Source organism: Kitasatospora sp. NPDC094015, assembly GCF_040304075.1.
Lineage (GTDB): Bacteria > Actinomycetota > Actinomycetes > Streptomycetales > Streptomycetaceae > Kitasatospora.
The window spans coordinates 17,083-36,379 of record NZ_JBEOUL010000011.1; the positions used below are offsets into that span (position 1 = coordinate 17,083).

At 76.0% G+C, this 19,297-nt stretch carries 14 protein-coding genes; 8 read left to right on the forward strand and 6 right to left on the reverse strand.

Translation table 11 applies throughout. The annotated features are described in order from the left end of the window. Window position 1: 1 nt before the first annotated feature. From ABT014_RS16015 to ABT014_RS16040, 6 genes are all read left to right on the forward strand, one after another. Window positions 2-817 (forward strand): response regulator, encoded by an 816-nt coding sequence (locus ABT014_RS16015; RefSeq protein ID WP_350639360.1) that lies wholly within the window; start codon window positions 2-4, stop codon window positions 815-817. Between the two features lie 191 nt (window positions 818-1,008). Then, window positions 1,009-1,482: a hypothetical protein gene (locus ABT014_RS16020; protein ID WP_350639361.1), complete on the forward strand. Its 474-nt coding sequence runs from the start codon at window positions 1,009-1,011 to the stop codon at window positions 1,480-1,482. A gap of 60 nt (window positions 1,483-1,542) precedes the next feature. After that, window positions 1,543-2,874, forward strand: coding sequence for a DUF4407 domain-containing protein (locus ABT014_RS16025; RefSeq protein WP_350639362.1), 1,332 nt, complete (start codon window positions 1,543-1,545; stop codon window positions 2,872-2,874). Between the two features lie 107 nt (window positions 2,875-2,981). Further along, on the forward strand, window positions 2,982-5,555 hold the full coding sequence (locus ABT014_RS16030; protein ID WP_350639363.1) for a hypothetical protein: 2,574 nt from the start codon (window positions 2,982-2,984) through the stop codon (window positions 5,553-5,555). Continuing rightward, window positions 5,552-8,809 (forward strand): hypothetical protein, encoded by a 3,258-nt coding sequence (locus ABT014_RS16035; protein WP_350639364.1) that lies wholly within the window; start codon window positions 5,552-5,554, stop codon window positions 8,807-8,809. Before ABT014_RS16030 ends, ABT014_RS16035 begins: the two co-directional genes overlap by 4 nt. Then, the gene (locus ABT014_RS16040) at window positions 8,809-9,837 is read left to right on the forward strand and encodes a hypothetical protein (RefSeq protein WP_350639365.1); all 1,029 of its coding nucleotides are present in this window, start codon (window positions 8,809-8,811) and stop codon (window positions 9,835-9,837) included. The genes ABT014_RS16035 and ABT014_RS16040 overlap by 1 nt, the downstream gene beginning before the upstream one ends. 77 nt (window positions 9,838-9,914) lie before the next feature. Here the strand turns inward: ABT014_RS16040 and ABT014_RS16045 are convergent, their stop codons facing one another. Beyond that, entirely contained in the window at window positions 9,915-10,835 is a 921-nt protein-coding gene (locus tag ABT014_RS16045) for an AraC family transcriptional regulator (RefSeq protein ID WP_350639366.1), read from the reverse strand. Between the two features lie 95 nt (window positions 10,836-10,930). On the opposite strand from ABT014_RS16045, the gene ABT014_RS16050 reads away from it, so the two are divergent. Together ABT014_RS16050 and ABT014_RS16055 are read left to right on the forward strand one after the other, a co-directional pair. Further along, window positions 10,931-11,653: an SDR family oxidoreductase gene (locus tag ABT014_RS16050; RefSeq protein WP_350639367.1), complete on the forward strand. Its 723-nt coding sequence runs from the start codon at window positions 10,931-10,933 to the stop codon at window positions 11,651-11,653. A gap of 87 nt (window positions 11,654-11,740) precedes the next feature. Continuing rightward, entirely contained in the window at window positions 11,741-12,802 is a 1,062-nt protein-coding gene (locus ABT014_RS16055; RefSeq protein ID WP_350639368.1) for an ATP-dependent DNA ligase, read from the forward strand. Window positions 12,803-12,844: 42 nt separating this feature from the next. On the opposite strand, the gene ABT014_RS16060 is transcribed toward ABT014_RS16055, so the two are convergent. The 5 genes from ABT014_RS16060 to ABT014_RS16080 all read right to left on the reverse strand — a co-directional run bounded on the left by ABT014_RS16060 (window position 12,845) and on the right by ABT014_RS16080 (window position 19,253). Continuing rightward, the gene (locus ABT014_RS16060) at window positions 12,845-13,066 is read right to left on the reverse strand and encodes a hypothetical protein (RefSeq protein ID WP_350639369.1); all 222 of its coding nucleotides are present in this window, start codon (window positions 13,064-13,066) and stop codon (window positions 12,845-12,847) included. Between the two features lie 74 nt (window positions 13,067-13,140). Further along, window positions 13,141-13,515, reverse strand: coding sequence for a hypothetical protein (locus tag ABT014_RS16065; RefSeq protein ID WP_350639370.1), 375 nt, complete (start codon window positions 13,513-13,515; stop codon window positions 13,141-13,143). A 166-nt stretch (window positions 13,516-13,681) separates the two neighbouring features. Further along, window positions 13,682-14,038 carry a DUF805 domain-containing protein gene (locus tag ABT014_RS16070; protein ID WP_350639371.1) on the reverse strand — a complete coding sequence of 119 codons (357 nt, stop codon included), beginning with the start codon at window positions 14,036-14,038 and terminating at the stop codon, window positions 13,682-13,684. Between the two features lie 215 nt (window positions 14,039-14,253). After that, window positions 14,254-15,009 carry a DUF7158 domain-containing protein gene (locus ABT014_RS16075; protein ID WP_350639372.1) on the reverse strand — a complete coding sequence of 252 codons (756 nt, stop codon included), beginning with the start codon at window positions 15,007-15,009 and terminating at the stop codon, window positions 14,254-14,256. Then, window positions 15,006-19,253, reverse strand: coding sequence for a glycoside hydrolase family 38 N-terminal domain-containing protein (locus tag ABT014_RS16080; RefSeq protein WP_350639373.1), 4,248 nt, complete (start codon window positions 19,251-19,253; stop codon window positions 15,006-15,008). Before ABT014_RS16080 ends, ABT014_RS16075 begins: the two co-directional genes overlap by 4 nt. Window positions 19,254-19,297 lie beyond the last annotated feature (44 nt).

Sequence of the window (19,297 nt, forward strand, 5' to 3'; positions counted from 1 at the left end):
CATGCGCACCCCGGCGGACATCAGACTGGGCGTGGTCGACGACCACCCCACCTTCCGGGCCGGCCTGCTCTCCTCGCTGTCCACCGCGGGCTTCCGGGAGCTGAGCGCGGTCGGCAGCACCGAGGAGCTCGGCACCCTGCGGCCCGACGTGGTGCTGTGCGACCTGGAGTTCCCGCCGGGCCTGCGGTCCGGCCGGGCCGCCGTCGCGTACGTGGTCGGCCTCGGCTGCCAGGTCATCGCCTTCTCGCACCTGGCCCGGGCGGACGCCCAGCTGGACGCGCTCGCGGCCGGCGCCCGCGGCTTCGTCCCCAAGTCCGAGGACCCGGCGGTGTTCTGCCGGGCGGTCGCCCAGGTGGCCGGGGGCGGGCACTGGATCGATCCGGCACTGGCCGGCGCGCTGCTGCGGGAGGTCGCCCTGCGGCCGCTGGCGCACCACGAGATCGGCCGGGCCGAGCTCGACCTGCTGCGGGCCCTCGCGCAGGGTGACGCACCGGCCGAGTACGAGCAGCGGGCCGGGCTGGCGGCCGGTGGCGCCGACCGGCTGCTGGACCGGGTGCTGGAGGCCGAGGGGCGCCGCCGGCGGGTGCAGCTGCCCTCCGCGCGGGAGTACGAGATCATCGAGCTGGTCGGCCGGCAGGGCCTGCCGGCGCGGGAGGCCGCCGGGCGGCTGTTCATCGGCGAGTCGACGCTCAAGACCCACCTGGAGAGCATCCGCCGCAAGTACCTGGAGACCCACAGCGGCGCCCGGCCCGCCGTCACCCCGCGCGAGGCGGCCCGCCGCTGGGCCGAGGAACTGGACGGCCGCAGCCCGGCATGACCGCGACCGGACGGTCCGAGCGGTGGAACGGGCCCGGGCCGGCGGAGCGGCGTCCCGTGGCCGGATCCGGACCCTGGCCGTGCAGGCGGGGCCCGGGGCGCGGCGCGGGCCATCCCCGAAACGGTGACTGCCCGGGCGCCGTGCCGTACGGGAGGATCGGCCGTCGTCCGAGAGCCCGGGAGGTGGCGGCGGTGGTGCGGTGGAGCCGGCTGTCCGGGCGCCCGGGTCCCGAGCCCGAGGAGTTCCTCGCGCTGTTCCTGGACCGCACCGACCTGCCCGGCCCGCTCGACCTGATCTGCCCGCCCGGGGGCCGCCGGCCGCCCGAACTCGCCCCGCCCCTGATCGGGGTGGTGACCAGCGGCGCCGCCGTCTGGGCCGCCCCCGGCGACGCCGCGCTGCACCGCATCGACGACCTGCGCTGGCTGTTCGCCCGCCCCCGGCACGCCGTCCTCGCCGCCGGCCGGCTGCGGACCGAGCTGCGCGCCCCGGCGGCCGCCGCCGAACGGGTGCTGCTGCTCGGCCTGGTGGTCGCGCGCCTGGTCTGCGCCCCCGGGCAGGACGCCGTCCCTCCCGGCCCCGCCCTCGCCACCCTGGCCGCCCGGGCCACCGCCCGGGCCACCGCCTCCCCGCTCGCCGGCCTGCACCGTCCCCGAATCGGGGACTGACGCAACCGGCCATCCCCTTCGCACACTTGGCCGCACCGAGGCCGTGGAGAGGAGGCCGTCATGTCACCGGAACCGATCCCCTGGGGCGAGGTCCGCGGCGCCGAGCCCGAGGCCGTACCGGCGAGCCGCGCCACCCGCTTCCTGCGCTGGACCTCCGGCGCCGACCCCGCCCACCTGCTCACCCCGGGCGAGCGCACCCGGGCGGCCGGGGTGGGAGGTCTGATGGTCGCGGTCGCCGTGATGGCCGCCGGATCGGCCACCGTCCTGATGAGCCTGGTGAGCGGCTCGCCCCGGCTCTGGTTCGTGCCCCTCGCACTGTTCTGGGGCGCGCTGGTGTACGGCATCGACCGCGCGATCCTGGCCGAGCCCGACTACGGCGACCTGCGGCCCGCCGAGACGCTCGCCGACCGGGCCGCCGCGGACGCCGCCGGCGCGGCGGGCGCGCCCGCGCGCGAACCGGCCCCCGTCCGGCGCGGCCGGTCGTTCCTGCCCGGCTGGTCGCGCCTGTACCGCTGGTTCGCCTACGCGCTGCGGATCGTCCTGGCGGTGATCGTCGCCCTGCTGATCAGCGACTCGGTCTGCCTGGTGATCTTCCAGCCGGAGATCCGCCAGGTGATCGCCCGCGACGCCCGCACCGGCTACCAGGACGCCGTCACCGCGCAGGCCGACACCCGGGTGGCCGCGCTCCAGCAGGGCATCGACCGCCGCAACCAGCAGATCGCCGCCGCCGACAGCGCGGTGGACGCCAGCAAGACGGCCCTGGACGAGGCCAACGACCACTACTACCGGGAGACCGGCAACGCCGACCGCCCGGGCTTCGGCCCGCTGGCCGCCACCGAGAAGGAGAAGGTCGCCGCCGCCGAGGCCGCCTACCGCGCCGCCGGCGAGCAGCGCGACCGCGACAACGCCGCGCTCCGGCAGCAGAACGCCACCGACCAGGCCGCCATCACCGCGCTCCGGACCCCGGGATCCCCGGAGTACCAGGCGCTCGCCGCGAGCGAACCGCTCCTGGCGGCCCACCAGGTCGCGTACGCCAAGGCCGGGTGGCTGGCCCAGGAACGCGCCCTGCGCACCTTCCGCGCGGAGAACCAGGACGACCCGGTGGTGGTGTGGCTGCCCAGGCTGGTCCAGGGCCTGCTGCTGCTGATCGACCTGCTGCCGCTCACCCTCAAGCTGCTCAGCGGCAACACCCTGCACCACCGGCGGGTGCGCGAGCAGGCCGAGCTGGTGCGCTACGCCGACCGGATCGAGTACGCCGCCACCCTCCACTCGCTCGACCTGGCGGTGGACCAGAAGGTGCGCCGCACCCGGCTGGCCGCCGACCTCGCCCGCGAGCGCGACCGCCGCTTCCACGACACCCGCACCGACCACCTGCGCCGCCCCGGCCCCTGAACCGCCCGCACCGACGCCGCCTGCACCCCGACGCCGCCCGCACCCCTGAGCGCTCGCACCCCTGAGCCGCCCGCACCCGACCGCTGCACCACCCCGGAGGGGAGACCATGGACCAGTACCACCAGGAACGGGACGAGCTCCGCAGGCTGGCCGAGCGCGCCCTGACCGCGCTCACCGCCGTCCCGCCCGGCGGACCCGGCCAGCGCCGGGCCGCCGACCGGGCCCGCGCCGCCGCCCGCCTGCTGCACGCCGCCGCCCAGCGCCACCCCTCGCTCGCCCTGGCGGGCGGCTACGCGGCCGGCAAGACCCTGCTGATCTGCCTGCTCACCGGCCTGCCCGGCCTGCTCGCCGTCTCCCGGGTGCAGACCACCGGCAACCTCACCGCGCTGCGGCTGCACCCGGCCCCCGCCGGCGGCGAGCCGGCGCTCGGCACCGCCTCGGTCTCCTACCTGCCGGCCGAAGCCGTCGCCGACCTCGCCCGGTTCGTGCTGGACGGCATCGTGGACGTGGTCCGCCGCCGCGGACTCGGCTACGACATCACCGGCCTGGTCGACCACCAGCCCGTGAACCTGGCCGAACCGGCCCGCTCGGACTGGTCCCGGGTCGAGGAGTTCTGCCGCCGGATCTGGCACTCCGACAACATCGAGCTGCGCCACTGGGGCCACGAGCTGCTCCAGCTGCGCGACGCCCTCGCGGTCGGCGCCGAACTGCTGCCGCGCACCCACCTCGGACCGCCGGTGGCGATCAGCACCGACCTGCTGCGGGCCGCCACCGAGATCGGCGACAGCCGGGCGCTGCCCGCCCAGGTGCCGCCGGCCCGGCCGGTGCTCCCGGTCACCCCGGACACCGGACTCGACGCGGCCGCCCTGCGGGCCACCTTCCCGCTGATCCGGCAGATCGCGATCGACGTCCGACTCCCCACCGACGTCTGGGACTTCGGCGGGCGCACCGTCGAACTGCTGGACTTCCCCGGCCTGGACTCCGGTTCGCTGCGCGACCGGTTCCTGGTCGAGCGCGAACTGCCGCGCGCCAGCGCCGTCCTGATCGTGCTGCAGGCCGACCGGGCCGTCAACGACCACGTCTCCGCCTTCCACAGCATGCTGGAGCAGGGCCGCTTCCTGCGCAGCGGCCTGGCCGACTCGGTGCTGGTCGCCGCCAACCGCTTCGACCTGGTCCCGGTGCCCGACCCGGTGCCCGACACGGTCGCCGACTACGCCGCCTCGCCCGTCCACGAGACCTTCGCCGCCCTGCACCGCACCGCCGGACTGCTCACCCGCGGCCGCCACGACCGGGTCGCGCTGACCTCCGCGCTGGCCGCCACCGCCGTCCGCGGACAGGCCCCGTGGGGCGAGACCAGCGCGGCCGAGCAGCGCCGGGCGGCCGACGGCCGGGCCGGCTGGCAGCGGGTCCGGCAGCACCTGGCCGCCACCGACCCGCACCACCCGGTGACCGCCGCGCTCGGCGCCTACTGCGCCGACGGCGGCCTGGTCGGGCTGCGCGCCCTGATCGCCGACCACATGGGCGGCGCGGGCCTGCGGATCTGGCGGGCCGAACTCCGGGCCGCCGCCCGGGCGCTGCGCGCCGCGCTCGGCGAGGTGGCGCTCGGCACCGCGCCGCGCGCCGCCGCGCCGTCCGCCGCGCCCGCCGAACAGGCGGCGCTCACCGAACTGCGCGCCGCGCTCCGGGCCGCCACCACCGACCTCGGCCACCGGCTGGAGACCCTCCCGCTGCTCGCCCAGCTGCCCGCCGCCGACGGCACCACCCTGGAACAGGCGCTGCTGGACGCCGCCGCCCGCGAGGTGCACGGCTGGGAGATCTGGCTCGACACCCTCCGGCACGGATCCACCGGCCGGATCAGGATCGAGGCCCAGGACACCTCGGTCGACCACTGGGCCACCCCCGGGCCCGGCGACCTCGAGGACGAGGGGGACGACGACTGGGACGACTGGCGCGGACCGACCCGGGACACCGGGCCCGGCAGGCGCCCGGCCCTGACCACGCAGGACTTCCACGAGCAGTACCTCGCCTCGCTCACCACGCTGGACGACGCCACCGGCACCCTGCTCACCGCGGCCCTCAAGGAGTGGGGCCTCGGTTCGCACGCCACCGGCACCCCGCTGGCCCGCGCCGCCGAACTGTTCGCCGCCGGCCGGTCGCTGCTGGCCGCCCGGCTGGCCGTGCTGGACCCGCCCGCGCTGGTCACCCACCGGGTCCGGATGCTCGGCCAGCTGGTCGACCCCGGTCTGGCCGCCGCCCGGCTCGACAAGGTCGCCGCCCGGCGGCCCGCCACCGCCGAGCCCGTCCACTACCCGCTGGCCGCCGCCCAGGCGCTGCCCTGGCACCCCGCCCTGGCACCCCGGCTGGCCGACCAGGCCGCCGAGGACCTGGTCCGCACCGACCTGGAACGCCTGCTGCGGCTGCGCCGCGACCTGGTCCGCGGGCTGCACCACGACGCCTGCCGCCGGCTGCACGCCCGGCTCGCCGCACTCACCGCCGACCTGCTGCGCGGCCTCAAGGCGATCGAGGCGGGCCTGCCCACCGGCGGCGAACTGGAGCGGATGCTCCACGCCGCCGGCCCGGCCGGCCCCGCCGCCGACCCGGACCCGGCCGCCGACCTGCACACCCTGCTCGACGACCCGTCATGGCCCGACCCCGGCACGGAAGACGAGGACCCGCGTTGACCGACCACACCATCCCCACCGCCCCGGCCGCCGCCGGCGCCGCAGGACCGCCCGCCACCGCCGGACCGCCCGCCCCTGAGGGTCCGGCGGTCCGCGAACCGCTGCGCGCCGCCCGGCCCGCCGGCGCCGCCGTGCTCCACCCGCTCACCATCGACCTCGGCTCGCACTCCTCCACCCTCGCGCTGTTCAGCAACGAGCAGCTGACCGGCCACCCGATCGACCCGGCCCAGGAAGCCGCCCTGCTGGCCGGGTTGGCCGAGCTGCTGACCGGCCCCGCGCTCGGCGCGCTCGCCCCGGCGATCGTCGAGCGCAGCTGGGAGCTGCTCACCCGGATGCTCCCCGAGGACCGGCTGCCCGCCCGCCCCGCCGACCCGGGCGCACTGGCCGACCTGCTCGACCCCCACCGGTCCGGCACCGACCCGGCCGCACCCGGCCCGGCGAAGGGCGCGGCGACCGGCCCGGCCCTGCCGTACGTCGCCGACCCGGCGGAGCCGTACCGGGACGCGGCGCTGCGGCACGCCGTCACCCTCGCCGTCGAGGAGCTGACCGAGCGCCGGGCCGACCTCGCGCCGGCCGTGCACGAGGTCCACGACGCGGCCTTCCGGCAGGACGCGCTGCGCAGCCTGCGGATGATCCTGCTGCGGATCAGCCAGAGCTGGGACCGCCCGGAGATCCGCAGCGTGCTCGCCGCCGACCTGCGGGACATCCGCGCCTCGGTGCTGACCGACCGGGTCGGCGCCGCCGGGAGCGACCACCACCTGATCGTCCCCGGCCTCAAGCGCTGGCTGCTGCGGCCGCAGCCGTTCCCCGCGCTGGCGGACCGCACGCGGCCGCCCGGCTGGCCGGCCGACACCGACCTGCTGGTGGCGCAGGCCTACCACGACCTCTCGCGCCGCGCCGAGCAGGCGCTCGCGGAGGCCGTCCGGCGCGGCACCGCCACCCCCGAGGAGGCCGTGCTGGTCGGCCTGCCGGTCGACCAGGTCGTGGTCACCTACCCGGTCAGCACCCCGCCGGCCGCCCGGACCAGGCTCCAGCGGCTGGTCCAGGACGCGCTGCGGCTGCGCGCCCCGAACGACGTGGACATCAAGTTCGACGAGGCCACCGCCGCCGCCCTGTACTTCCTGCTGAAGGGGTTCGGTGGCGACCTGGAGGCCGGCCTCGCCGAGTTCCGCTCCCGCGCCGAACCGCTGCCCGGCGCCGAACCGCCCACCTGGCGGCAGATCATGGCGGTCACCGACATCGGCGGCGGCACCACCGACATCGCCCTGCTCGCGGTCGACCTGGAGGACCACACCGGCCGCCCGGACCCGGAGGCGGGCCCGGCCCGGCCGGACGCGCCGGAGGAGCAGGACGGCATCCGGCTGGCCGGCCGCCGCTACCTGCTGCGCCCCCGGGTGCTCGGCAGCACCGGCCACCCGCAGCTCGGCGGCGACCTGGTCACCCTGCGGATCTTCTACTGGATGAAGGCCGCGCTCGCCGACGCCCTGGTGGCGGCCGCCCGCAAGCGGCAGGCCGGCGGCGGCAGCACCAAGGGCTTCAGCCCCGCGATCGCCGAGGCCGCCGCCTCCGAGTGGACCGACCTGGCCCCCCAGGTGCTCGCCTCGCACCGGCCCGAGCCCGTGCCGCCGCACGTCCGGGCCCTGCTGCGGACCTTGCTGCCCACCCACACCGACCGCCCGGCGAGCAGCCCGGCAGGCACCCCGGCAGGCACTCCGGCGGGCGCCGGGCCGCGGCCGGTGCTGCCCCGCTCCCGGGCGTTCGACGCGTTGTGGAACTTCGCCGAGTACACCAAGAAGGACGACTTCGCGGCCGAGCAGGACGGCTCGATCACCAAGCCGCTCGCCGCCGACCTGCCCGCCGACTGCCCGTTCCGCAAGGACGTCGAGGCGCTGCCCGGACCGGTCCGGCTGCCGGTGGCCGGCTTCGAGGCGATCGTCCGCCCGATGGTCGAGGAGGCCGTCCGGATGGCCGCCGACCTGGCCCGCCAGTGCCTGGGCGGCACGTACGACGACCGGGTCGACCTGGTCGCGCTCTCCGGGCGGACCACCGAGATGCCGCAGGTGCGCCGGATCGTCGGCAAGCGGCTGGTCCGCGAGTTCTCCGGCCGCGCCGACGGGCGGCGCCCGCTGGCCTGGGACCCGGCCCGGCTGATCGGCGCCGGCCGGTACGCCAAGCAGGCCGCCGTGCTGGGCGCCTGCTGGGCCCGCGGCACCCTCGACTACCGGACCGAGAACGACGGCCGGCGCCACCTCGGCGTGGACCGGCTCGACATGCGGATCGAGAACCTGCTGCTCACCCTGCCCAGCGGCTTCGGCCTGGCCACCAACCGCGGCCTGCCGATGCCCTGGCTGCGGGCCGGCCGCCCGATCGACCTGTGCGACCCCACCGGCCGCTACTTCGTCCGCACCGCCTGGCGGCGGCTGATCCCCTCCATCGACCTGCACCGGATCATGGGCCGGGACCGCTCGATGGAGTGGGGCCGCTACCGCTACCTCGCGCACAGCCGGCCCGAGGACGGCGCGGTGCTGCCCGAGGACGTCTGGTTCCGGATCGAGCTGGACCAGGAACTCATCCCGACCCTGCTGCTCTGCCGGGGCGACCGGCAGGGGGTGCGGCCCCGGCTCCAGCCCTTCCACGCGGGCGATCCGGCGCACGCCCCGTGGGACGGCGGGGACCTGGAGAGCCGTCCGGTCGACCTGGCCACCGTCCCCGCACTGGCCGGTTGCTTCGAGGACGGCCGGCTGGTGCGGGTCCCCGGCCTGTCCGCCCGTCCGGCGGGCGAGGCGGGCACGCCCGTCCCGGTCTTCCCGCCCGGCGAGGCGCTGACCGTGCTGGAGTACGACTTCGTCACCGACGGCCCGGCCGCCGCGGCGCGGCCCGGCTTCCCGACCCCCGGGGAGGTGGAGACCCCCGGCGCGGTCTCGCCGGGCCCGCTGCCCACCACCGGGCCCGACCACCTGGTGCCCGAGGAGTACGACCTGTGGGCCGACACCCCCGGGGGGCCGGTGGCGCTCGGCCGCCTGCGGTCGCCGAAGGTCGAGCACCTCCCGCAGCCCCCGATCGGGCCGGTCCCGGTCTGGGCGCTGCTGGACGGCCGGGGGCGGCTGCGGCTGCACCGCGGCCACCCCGCCCACCTGGAGGCCCGTTCGCTCGCCGAGATGGAGGCGATGCCCGGCTACGTCTTCCGCACCGCGATGGACCCGGGCATCTCCGACTGGAACGACGACTGGGACCCGTTCACAGGAGACCACTGATGACAGAGCACCAGCTGCGGGCGCTGGCCCGGCTGCTCGCCGACCCGTCCGTCGGCGGGGGGCCGGCGCAGGCGTGGGACGCCCTGCGCAGCGCCCTCCACCGGCTCGGCTCCGGGCCGTCCGGCCTGCAGGACGAGGAACGGCTCGCCGATCTCGCGGGCGCGCTCGCCCTGGTGGACACGGTGGACGCCGCCGTCCGGGGGGCGCGGGTCGCGCTCGCCGCCACCGGAACGAGTGAGGTGACCGCCGATCCTCCCGCTGGTCTCCCCGCCGAGCCCCCCGCACCCGCCGCCGTCGCCGCTGCCCCTGCCGTCCCCGCCGCCCCTGCCGTCCCTGCGGCCCCGGCCGTCCCCCCGACCCCGGCCGAGCGCTACGACCTGATCCTCCGCGCCGCCACCCCCGCCCCGGGGGCGGCCGAGTTGCTGGCGGGTTCCTACCCCCAACTGCTGCACGCGGTCAGCGGGTTGCTCGCGCTCGCCGAGCTGGGGGAGGGGCTGGGCAGGATCGACGTCGGCCGGGGCGGGGGAGCGGGCGCACTCGCCCGGTTCGACGCGCGGGCCCACCTCGGCGCGTACCGCGACGACCTGTTCCGTGCGCTCGCCGAGACGGTGGCGGCATCGTCCACGGCCGAGCGCCTGGAGGCGCTCAACCTGCTCGACCGCCACCTGCGCGAGCTGGTGCCGGTCACCGCGGACGGCTCCGGCCGGCTGCTGGTGGTCGCGCCGCCCGCCCCCGGTCGCTGGACCGAGCTGCTGGACGCCAGCCTCGCGGTCCAGCTGGCCCTGACCGGGGAGCGCGGCTGCCGGCTGACGGTGGGCGTGCCCGAACCCGGCAGCGACTTCCGCCGCCACCGGGACAGCGAGCTGCTGGCCGAGGAGAGCTGCCTTGCCCAACCGCCGTACCCGGCTACGGCGGAGGACTACCGGGTGGTCTGGGCGTACCAGGGCTGGCTGATCGACGGGAGCAGCGGCCGCCAGGTCCCGGTCCGCCGGGCCAGGGTGGTGTTCACCGAGCACCCGCTCGGCTGAGGCGGGACCCGTCCGCGGGCGGTGATCGGCGGTGGACCGATCACCGCCCGCGGAGGGGACGGGACCGGACCGGGTGATCAGGTCAGCGTGCCGCGCCGGTACGCGCCCGGCGGCGTGCCGAAGTGGCGCTTGAACGCCTTGGCGAAGGCGAACTCCGAGGTGTACCCGGTGTTCGCCGCGACCGTGCGCAACGGGAGGCCGCCGTCCCGCAGGAGGCGTCCGGCCGTCGTCATGCGCCAGGTGGTCAGGTAGCTCAACGGCGGGTCGCCGACCACGGCGGTGAACCGCCGCGCGAACGCCGCCCGCGACAGTCCCGTTCTGCCGCCGAGGGATTCGACGGTCCACGGATGCCCCGGATCCTCGTGGATCGCCTGCAGCGCCGGCGCGATCACCGGATCGGTGAGGGCCGCCGCCCAGCCCCCGGCGCGCTCGCGCGACTGCTCGTCGTACCAGCACCGCAGGATCTGGACGAGCAGCAGGTCCATCAGCGATCTGACCACGGCGTCGGATCCGGGGGCCGGGGCGTCCATCTCGGCGCAGAGCTGATCGACCGTCGACCGCAGGGCCGGATGGCGCCCGGGGCGTGCGGGCAGGTGGATGACCTCCGGGAGTTCGCGCAGCAGCGGATGCCGGTGGTCCACGTCGAGCTTGTACGCGCCGCACACCAGCCGGGTCCGCGCACCGACGCCGTCGGCGACCAGGTGGCCGATCGGCGAGCCCGCGCCGACCGGCTCCGGGGCGAAGTCCACGACCGGGCTGGCGAGCGAGTCGGTCAGCACGTGGCCGCTGCTGCGGCGCAGGAGGACCACATCGCCCGCGCCGAGCTCGATCGGGCTCCCGGCCGGCGGCACGAGCAGGCACCGGCCCTCCCCGACCACGTGGAACGCGGCTCCGACGACGGCCTGGATCCGGAAGCCCCACGGCGCGCGCGCCTCGGTGCGGACGGCGCTCGGGCGTCCCGTTCTCAGCGCGGCCAGGGTGTCACTGAGGATGTCCACCACGCGAGTGTAGCGGCGGGGAATCGAGACGATCTGACAGTGGATCGAGATGTTCGGCCATTCATCGTCTCGCCGAGCCGCCGTAGCTTCGCAGCATGACACCGAACACCAAGAAGATTGTCGTCATCGGCGGCACCTCGGGCATGGGCTACGCGGTCGCCGAGCGGGCCGCGAAGGACGGGGCGCACGTCGTCGTCGCCTCGCGCGATCAGGAACGCGTCGACGCGGCCGCGAGCAGGCTGCCGGGCACCTCCGAGGGCCGCCGGATCGACGTGACGGACGAGGCCTCGATCGCCGCGTTCTTCGCCGGACTCGGCGAGTTCGACCACCTCGTCCACACGGCCGGCGACACCCTGCTCCTGAAGGGGATCGAGGAGCTCACCTCGGCCGAGGCCCGCGCCGCCTTCGAAGTCCGCTACTGGGGAGCCTTCCTGGCGGTACGGCACGCGCTGCCCGGCATCCGTCCGGGCGGCTCGATCGTGCTCACCTCCGGAGTGGCCGCGACCCGGCCGCTGCCGGGCTCGCCGATCCCCGCCAGCACGACGGGGGCGATCGAATCCCTGACCCGGGCGCTCGCCCTGGACCTCGCCCCGCGGGGGATCCGGGTCAACGCGGTGCGCCCCGGCGTGGTGCGGACCGAACTGTGGGACGGTCTCGTCCCGGAGCCGGAGACGTTCTTCCGTAGCCAGGGGAGCGCCCTCCCTGCCGGCCGCGTCGGCCGGCCCGAGGATGCCGCGGCGGCCTACCTCTTCCTGCTGGACAACCCCTTCGCGACCGGCACCGTGCTGACCCTCGACGGCGGCGGGTCGATCGTCTAGCGTCCGCCTGCTTCCGCCGGGCCGCCCGTTACGCCGACCGGGCGGCGCCGGCGGGCGGGCGGGGGCGCGGGCGGCCACCATCGGAGCATGCAGCTACCCGTGATGCCGCCCGTGTCGCCGATGCTCGCCAAGTCGGTCGCCGAGATCCCGCCCGGCATGCAGTACGAGGCCAAGTGGGACGGGTTCCGGGCGATCGTGTTCCGGGACGGCGACGAGGTCGAGCTCGGCAGCCGCACCGGCAAGCCGCTCACCCGCTACTTCCCGGAGGTGGTCGAGGCCTGCCGGCGCGAGCTGCCGGAGCGCTGCGTGGTCGACGGCGAGATCGTGATCGCCCGGGACGGCCGGCTGCGGTTCGAGGAGCTGCTGGAGCGGATCCACCCCGCCGCCTCCCGGGTGCGCACCCTCGCGGAGCGCACCCCGGCCTCGTTCCTGGCCTTCGACCTGCTGGCGCTCGGTGACCGGGCACTGGACCAGCTGCCGCTGGCCGAGCGCCGGACCGTCCTGACCGAGGCGCTCGCCGGGGCCGGTGCGCCGGTCCACCTGGCGCCGGCGACCACCGACCTCGACCTCGCCCGCACCTGGTTCACCCGGTTCGAGGGGGCCGGGCTGGACGGGGTGGTGGCCAAGCCGCTGGACCAGCCGTACCGGCCGGGCGAGCGCACCATGTTCAAGATCAAGCACCAGCGGACCGCCGACTGCGTGCTGGCCGGCTACCGCGAGCACAAGAGCGGCCCGGTGGTCGGTTCGCTGCTGCTCGGCCTGTACGACCCGGACGGGCGGCTCCAGCACGTCGGGGTGTGCGCCTCGTTCCCGATGGCCCGCCGCCGCGAACTGGTCGAGGAGCTGGAGGAGTTGCGGATGGACGGCTTCGCCGGGCACCCGTGGGCGGACTGGACCGACGAGGGCGCGCAGTCCTCCTCCCGGCTGCCCGGTGGCCCGAGCCGGTGGACCGGCAAGAAGGACCTCTCCTGGATCCCGCTGCGGCCCGAGCGGGTCTGCGAGGTGGCGTACGACCACATGGAGGGCAGCCGGTTCCGGCACACCACGCAGTTCCGCCGCTGGCGGCCGGACCGCGACCCGCGGAGCTGCTCGTACGACCAGCTGGTCGAGCCGGTCTCGTACGACCTGGCGGAGCTGCTCGGGTCCTGACCGCGGCCCGACCTTGGCCAGGTAGGGACGCCCGGCCCGGTCTCAGCGCCGGTTGCGCGGGTGCTGGCGGGCCGTCCGCTCGTTGCCGTGCTTGTAGTGGCCGGTCCAGCGGGCCATCACCAGCTGGGCGTCACCGGCGCCGGCCTCCTCGACGAACTCCGCCGCCCGCGGCCCGCGCAGTCGCGCCGCCACCTTGCCGTGGTGCCACACCACGACGGTGCCGTCGGGGTGCTGCTGGTAGCTGAAGCCGGTGGGTGCGGGCATGGGTTCCTCTCGTGGGACGGTGCGGCCGCCGGGTACCCTGCCAGGCCCGCCGGGCCGGGGCAACGGAATATCGGTCAGGCCTTCTCCAGCTCCTCGACCAGCTGGTGGTGGATCCGCAGCTCCCGGCTGCGGGCGGCGCTGAGCAGCACGACGGACTTGGCTTCGGGGAGCGCGCTCGCCCCGCCGCCCAGCAGCTCGCGGGTGACGATGATGGAGTCGATGACGGAGGTGCCCTGGCTGCGGAGCAGGTGCTGCACGGCCTCCATGCCGTCCTCCCGCTCCAGCAGCGGCAGGCTCTGCTCCACCAGGAGGGCCAGCCGGGCGGCCCGCTCGGGGGCGTAACTCCGGAAATTGTCGAGCACGGGGGACTCCCTCGGGTGCGGCACGATCCCGGCCGGGACCACGGTGGCGGTGTTCGCGGTACGGGTGTTCACGGTGTCGGTGTTCACGGTGATGCTGCCCCGGCCTGCCCGGTGGGGGAATTGCTCGGACGGGAATTCACCGACCGGCCGCACTGATTTCACCGTCGGCCGCCCGTCGGCCCGGCCGGTGGAAAGGAAAAGGCCGGGCCCAGCCAATTCGACTGGGACCGGCGCTTGTTTTGTCGAAGACCCGTCAGACCTGCGCGACGAGCTTCGGGTTGGGGCCGTACTGGTTGTCGCCCGGCTGGCCCTCGGAGGCGGCGAACACGATCAGGACGATCGGGCCGACCACCGGGACCAGGCCGATGAGCAGCCACCAGGCGGAACGGCCGGTGTCGTGCAGGCGGCGGAAGCCCACGGCCAGCGACGGCAGCAGGACGGCCAGCGAGTAGAGGCCGCCGAGCAGGCCGGAGGTGCCGGCGATGCCGTCGACGATCGCCAGGACGACCGAGATGATGATGTTGAAGAGGGCGAACATCCAGAATTCCTGACGGCGCGCACGGCCGCTGAATCCCACGTAGTTCTTGACGACGGCCAGGTACCAGTCCACCGGTGTTGCTCCTATTTTTTCATGGCTGCTGAGCGGAGCGAACCTATGGCTTGCCCGACGGGGGGTCAACCCGTTTATCCCGGCCCGATGCGCAACCGTGATTGGGGGCCTCCGATGCTGTCCGGTTTGGGGTACCTGCGGAGGGAATTTCCACAGGTACCCCAACCAATTCTGACGAATCGTCATATTGGGTCCGGTGAATCCGGTGCCCGAATTCAGTGCCGGTGGTGGTTGTCCGGCTGACCGGGGTCGCCGGGGTGCTCCAGGCCGGGGACGAGGGTGAGGCGGGCGGCCCGGGTCCGGTCGAGCCAGTGCGCGAAGGCGGTCCGCCGGGCGGAGTCCAGCAGCTGGTCGGCGGCGCGGGCGGCGTCCGCGGCCCCGTCGTGCGGGTGCGTGTGGCGGCCGAGCAGGGTGGCCCGCCAGCCGCCGGCGGAGACCTCCCGGCCCGGTCCGGCCGCCGTGAGCGCGGTGACCAGGGCTGCCGGCAGGGTGTCGGGCGCCGCGTCGAACTCCCCGTCGGGCGTGGCGAGCCGCCAGATCTCCACCGGCGGGCGCTGGTCCGCGGGCGCCCGCAGTTCCGGGTCGGCCACCACCCGGGCGGTCACGGCCCGGTAGACGGCGCGGACGGCGGCGCTGCCCTCGAACGCGGCCGCCGTGATCGAGCCCAGTTCCACGGCGGCGCGCTGGTCCAGCCGGACCGGCTCGGCCTCGGCCCGGTCCAGGCCGCGTTCGGCGGCCTCGGCGGCGCACAGCTCCTCGGTCAGCACCACCTGGGCGACCCAGCGGGTCAGCTGGCGGTCCTCGGCACTGCCCGGCACCGGCAGTGCGGCGGAGCGCGGCCCCCCGCGCAGCGCGGTCAGCCGGCGGTCCAGCTCGGCGCGGTCCAGCGGACGGCCGTCGAGCAACCCGAGCACCCCGGCCTGCCCGTGCGCGTGCCCGTCCGCGTGGTCGTGCTCCGGCCGGCCGCTCACGGCGCGATCACCAGCTCGACGGTCGGCGCGTACTGGCAGCAGCCGAACCACATCACCTTCGCCAGCGCCCAGAACGCCCCCGGATCGGCGTCCGGCGGCGCCACCAGCTCGAATCCGACGGCCAGTTCCTCCCCGGCCGCCACCCGGAACCCCCGCACCGGCGCCCCGACGGTGTCCCAGACGCCCCACGGCGCCACCACCTGGAGCTCGCCGCGGATCTCGCCGCGGGTCCGGTTGCCGAGCAGCAGCTCGAGGGTCGCCCGGCCGCCCGGCCGCAGCACCAGCCGCTCGGCCGCCGCCGTCACCGTCAGTCCGGTGTCCCGCCCGGTGGCGGCCCTGGTGCCCTGCGCCGCGGTCCAGTCCTCGGGGCTCTCCCCGGGCACCGGCAGCAGCGCGGGCAGCTCGCCGACCGCGATGGTGGCCACGTCCTCGATCCACTGTCCGGCGTGCTCGATCCGCACGGCGGCGAAGTACAGTCCGGGCTCCACCCCGTCCGGCGGGGTGAGCGTCACCGGGAACCGCACCTGACCGGAGGCGGTCAGCCGGTACGGCCGGCGGCCCGGGCCCGCCCGCCAGCCCTCCGGCGCGAGCACCTCGGCGGTGCCCTCCACCTCGGCGTCCAGCAGGTGCGAGGCCAGCACCGCGGACAGCTCCACCGGCTCGCCGGCGGTCCGCAGCAGGCCGGGGGACAGTCCCACCGAGACCGGCAGGTAGCCCATGGGGGCAGGTCCACGGTTGTGCAGCCAGTAGCGGGCGTGCACGGGCTGGGCGAGTTCGGCGGCCTGACCCAGCAGCGGGCCGGCCGAGCGGGCGCCGGCCACCCGCGCGGTCACGGTGGACACCGCCGAGCCGGCGAGCTCGATGCCGCCGCCGGCCGCGTTGCCCGCACTCGCCGCGATGCTTCCACCGTCCGCGATGCTCCCGCCGGCTCCGGCGAGCGGCCGCTCCAGCAGGTCGGCGCGGTGCGCCCCGGTCAGCCGCAGCGCGCCGCCGAGGCTCGCGGTGCGGCCGAGCCCGGTCGATTCGACCAGCCGCAGGGTGATCCCGCCGGCCGCCGGATCGGTGACCGCCGCCGAACCGTGCGCGATCGGGTTCCCGGTCGGCTTGAGGGTGCCGAGCAGCACCTCGCGGGCCGGTTCCACCCGCAGCCAGGCGCGGGTGCCGGGCAGCTCGCCGCCGTGCGCGGGCACCAGCCGCGGGAGCAGCGGATGGTTGAACTCCTGGCCCTGCGCGGGCAGCGTCAGGGCCCGCCAGTCGCCCGCACCGGAGACCAGCGAGTAACTGAACTCGTGCGTCCAGTGCTGGAGTTGGAAGGAGGCGCCGTCCGGGAGGGTGCGCCGGGGCGGGTCGACCCAGACCCCGGACGGCCAGCCGGTGCACGAGCGCATCAGCGACAGGTGCAGGGCGCCGGTCGGGTCCACCGCGAAGCCGGGAAGCCCGTAGGTGAGCAACGCCACGGTGTGGTCCGCGAGTTGCTCGGAGGTGGGCAGCCGGCCGGGGCAGACCGCGTGCACGACGGCGTCGGCCAGGTCCTCGGCGAGCGCGGCCGGGTCGGTGACCACCAGGGCGGGCAGCGCCCGCAGGTCGCGCAGGTCCGCGTCGGGCTGCCACACCTCGTGCAGCGGCTTCTCGGCCGGCACCCAGACCCGGCCGTGCGCGGCCAGCGCCGCCGCGTACTCGGCGCCCGCCCGCTCCAGGAGTTCGCGGGCGGCCTCGTTGTGCTCCGGGCCGCCGAGGACGATCCGGAAGTCCGGCAGGTTGGAGTCGACGTCCAGCCAGCCGTACCGGGCCCGGTCGGCGCTGCCGGTGGTGGCGGTCACCCCGACCCGGGCCAGCGCCACCACCAGGTCGCGGGCGTCGGCGGCCGAAGGCAGGTCCGCGACGACCACCTCGGCGACCCCGAGCGCCCGCTCGCCGAGCGCCTCGCCGGCCGGGTCGGTGAGCCGCACCCGGGCGGTGGCACCGAGCCCGAACCAGGTGTTGGCGGGGTTGTCGAGGGTCCACGGCGAGGTGGCGGAGTCCACGTCGGGCAGCGCGAAGCCGCGCCCGACCACGGCGTCCGCCACCTCGCTGACCGGCAGCGCGCCGGGCAGGTCCACCGGGAAGCGCAGCCGCAGCAGCCGGTCGGCGCCCGCGAAGTCCACCACCCTGGTCCGGCAGTCCACCCGGTCGACGCCGTGCCACAGGGTGACCGTCTGCTCGTACCGGATGCCCTCGACGCTGCCGGTGACGACCAGCCGTTCGCCCAGCGGGCCGCTCTCCCGGCGCACCGCGGCGGGCGCCCCGGAGGCGCCGGTGACCGGACCGCTGGGGACCAGGTGCCAGGGCCCCTCGCCGAAGTCCGGGTGCTGCGGGTACTCCTCGTACACCCGCAGCTCGTTGCCGACCTGGCCGGCGCGGATCAGCTCCCGGCCGTGCGCCTTGTCCCGGACGGAGGTCAGGGCGCCGCCGCGGGCCGGGTCGGCGGCGACCCGGTAGCGCGCGTTCTCGGCCACCACGCCCTCGGCGGGGGACCACAGCGGGGCGGCGGCGCCGGCGGTCAGCCGCCAGCTGCGCCAGCCGAGCGCGGGCACGTCCGCGGCCAGGAACCACAGGGTGCCCCGGTCGACGGCGCTCGGCACCTCGGCGCCGGTGTCGTCCAGCACCCGGCCGCCCTCGGTGCCGGCCGGCAGGCGGACGGCGGTGAGGGCGCTGCGGTCGAAGGAGAGCGTGTTGGTGACCACGATCGCGCTGCCCTCGCCGGTGGTGTCGATCCGGGCCACCAGGGCGTCCAGTGCGGTGTCGCGGACCTCGGCGGCCAGGTCGTGCGCCTCCCGCCAGCCGCTCAGCAGGTCGATGTAGACCTGGTCGGACTCCGAGCCGGTGATCGCGTCGTGGTGGGCGCCGTACGCGAGTTGGCGCCAGACCTTGTCCAGGGCGGCGTCCGGGTAGCGGCCGAGGCCCTGGACGGCCGCCAGGGTGGCGAGCTTCTCGGCGTCCACCGCGGCGACCTCGGCGGCCCGTTGGGCCTGCTTGGTGTCGATGTAGGAGACGTCCTTGCCGGTGTAGACCGGGTTCATGTCGCGGGTCTGCGGGCTCGGCCGGCGTCCCGTGGCGGCGAGTTCGGCGCGGACGGCGGTGAGGAACTCGCGCGGGGTGCCGCAGACGAAGCGCGGCCACAGGTAGCGGGCGGCCCAGGAACGGTGGACCGCGGTGACCCACTTGTTCGGCGGCGTGTAGTCGGTGCCGACCGGCAGCAGCAGGTTCCGGGTCGCGCCGACCGGCTTGAGCTTGCGGTACAGCTCGTACACGGCCTGCTCGGCGGTGGCCAGGTCGGGCGAGGAGTCCATCCACCAGCCGGCCGAGTAGTGGTGCGGCATGAAGTGGGTCAGCACCCCGTGGCCCGAGGGCGACAGCCACTCGAACTCGCTCGGGAACTGCATCACCGTCGCGTCGTCCTTGGCCTCCCGGAAGTTCTTCTGGATCGGCCCCCACTGGTGGAACGGGCCGCGCGCCCAGGCGCTGCCGGTCAGGCCCGCGTCGGCGAGGTAGCCGGGGAACTGCGGGTCGTGGCCGAACACGTCGAGCTGCCAGGCGGTCTGCGGGTCGCCGCCGAGGATGTCGCGCTGGTAGCCGATGCCGTAGACCAGGTTGCGGATGGTGGTCTCGGCGCCGGTGAGGTTGGTGTTGGGCTCGTTGTACGTGCCGCCGACCAGCTCGACCTGACCGCTCGCCAGCAGCCGCCGCAGATCGGCCCGGCGCTCGGGGTGCTGGTCGAAGTACGGCTTGAGGTAGTCGATCTCGGCGAGCACGAACTTGTACACCGGGTCGCGCAGCGCGAGGTCCAGGTGGGTGTCGACCAGGGCGAAGCCGTTGCGCTCCCAGAGCGGGCGGGTGGTGGCGTCGCCGGACAGCAGCTCCCACGGGGAGGTGTAGGCGGCCTGGGTGTTCCACCACACCGGGTCGTAGTGGAAGTGCGAGACCAGGTACATCGTCCAGCCGGGCTCGGCGGGTTCGAACCGCGCCTCCACCCGGGCGGGCCCGGCGGTGACGGTGATCGGCCGACTCGTGCCGGGCACCGGATCGGCCACGGCGAGCGGGACCTCGACCACCCCCGTGCCGGTCGCCCCGCCCTCGACGCCCGGCCCGCTGACGGTGATCCGGGTGGGCGGGCCGTCGAGGGTCACGCGGAGCACCTGGCGCGGTGCCTCCTCGGTCCCCGTGAACAGGTCGGTGTTCTCGACCGCGGTGATGGTGACCGGCACGGGCCGACTTCCTCTCGCTCGGGTGGGCGGGCGCGGACGTTCGC

Bases quoted from the DNA above. Each gene is read 5' to 3' on its own strand.
- ABT014_RS16015 (WP_350639360.1), top strand. From the start codon at position 2: ATGCGCACCCCGGCGGACATCAGACTGGGCGTGGTCGACGACCACCCC.
- ABT014_RS16025 (WP_350639362.1), top strand. From the start codon at position 1,543: ATGTCACCGGAACCGATCCCCTGGGGCGAGGTCCGCGGCGCCGAGCCC.
- ABT014_RS16030 (WP_350639363.1), top strand. From the start codon at position 2,982: ATGGACCAGTACCACCAGGAACGGGACGAGCTCCGCAGGCTGGCCGAG.
- ABT014_RS16040 (WP_350639365.1), top strand. From the start codon at position 8,809: ATGACAGAGCACCAGCTGCGGGCGCTGGCCCGGCTGCTCGCCGACCCG.
- ABT014_RS16050 (WP_350639367.1), top strand. From the start codon at position 10,931: ATGACACCGAACACCAAGAAGATTGTCGTCATCGGCGGCACCTCGGGC.
- ABT014_RS16055 (WP_350639368.1), top strand. From the start codon at position 11,741: ATGCAGCTACCCGTGATGCCGCCCGTGTCGCCGATGCTCGCCAAGTCG.
- ABT014_RS16060 (WP_350639369.1), bottom strand. From the start codon at position 13,066: ATGCCCGCACCCACCGGCTTCAGCTACCAGCAGCACCCCGACGGCACC.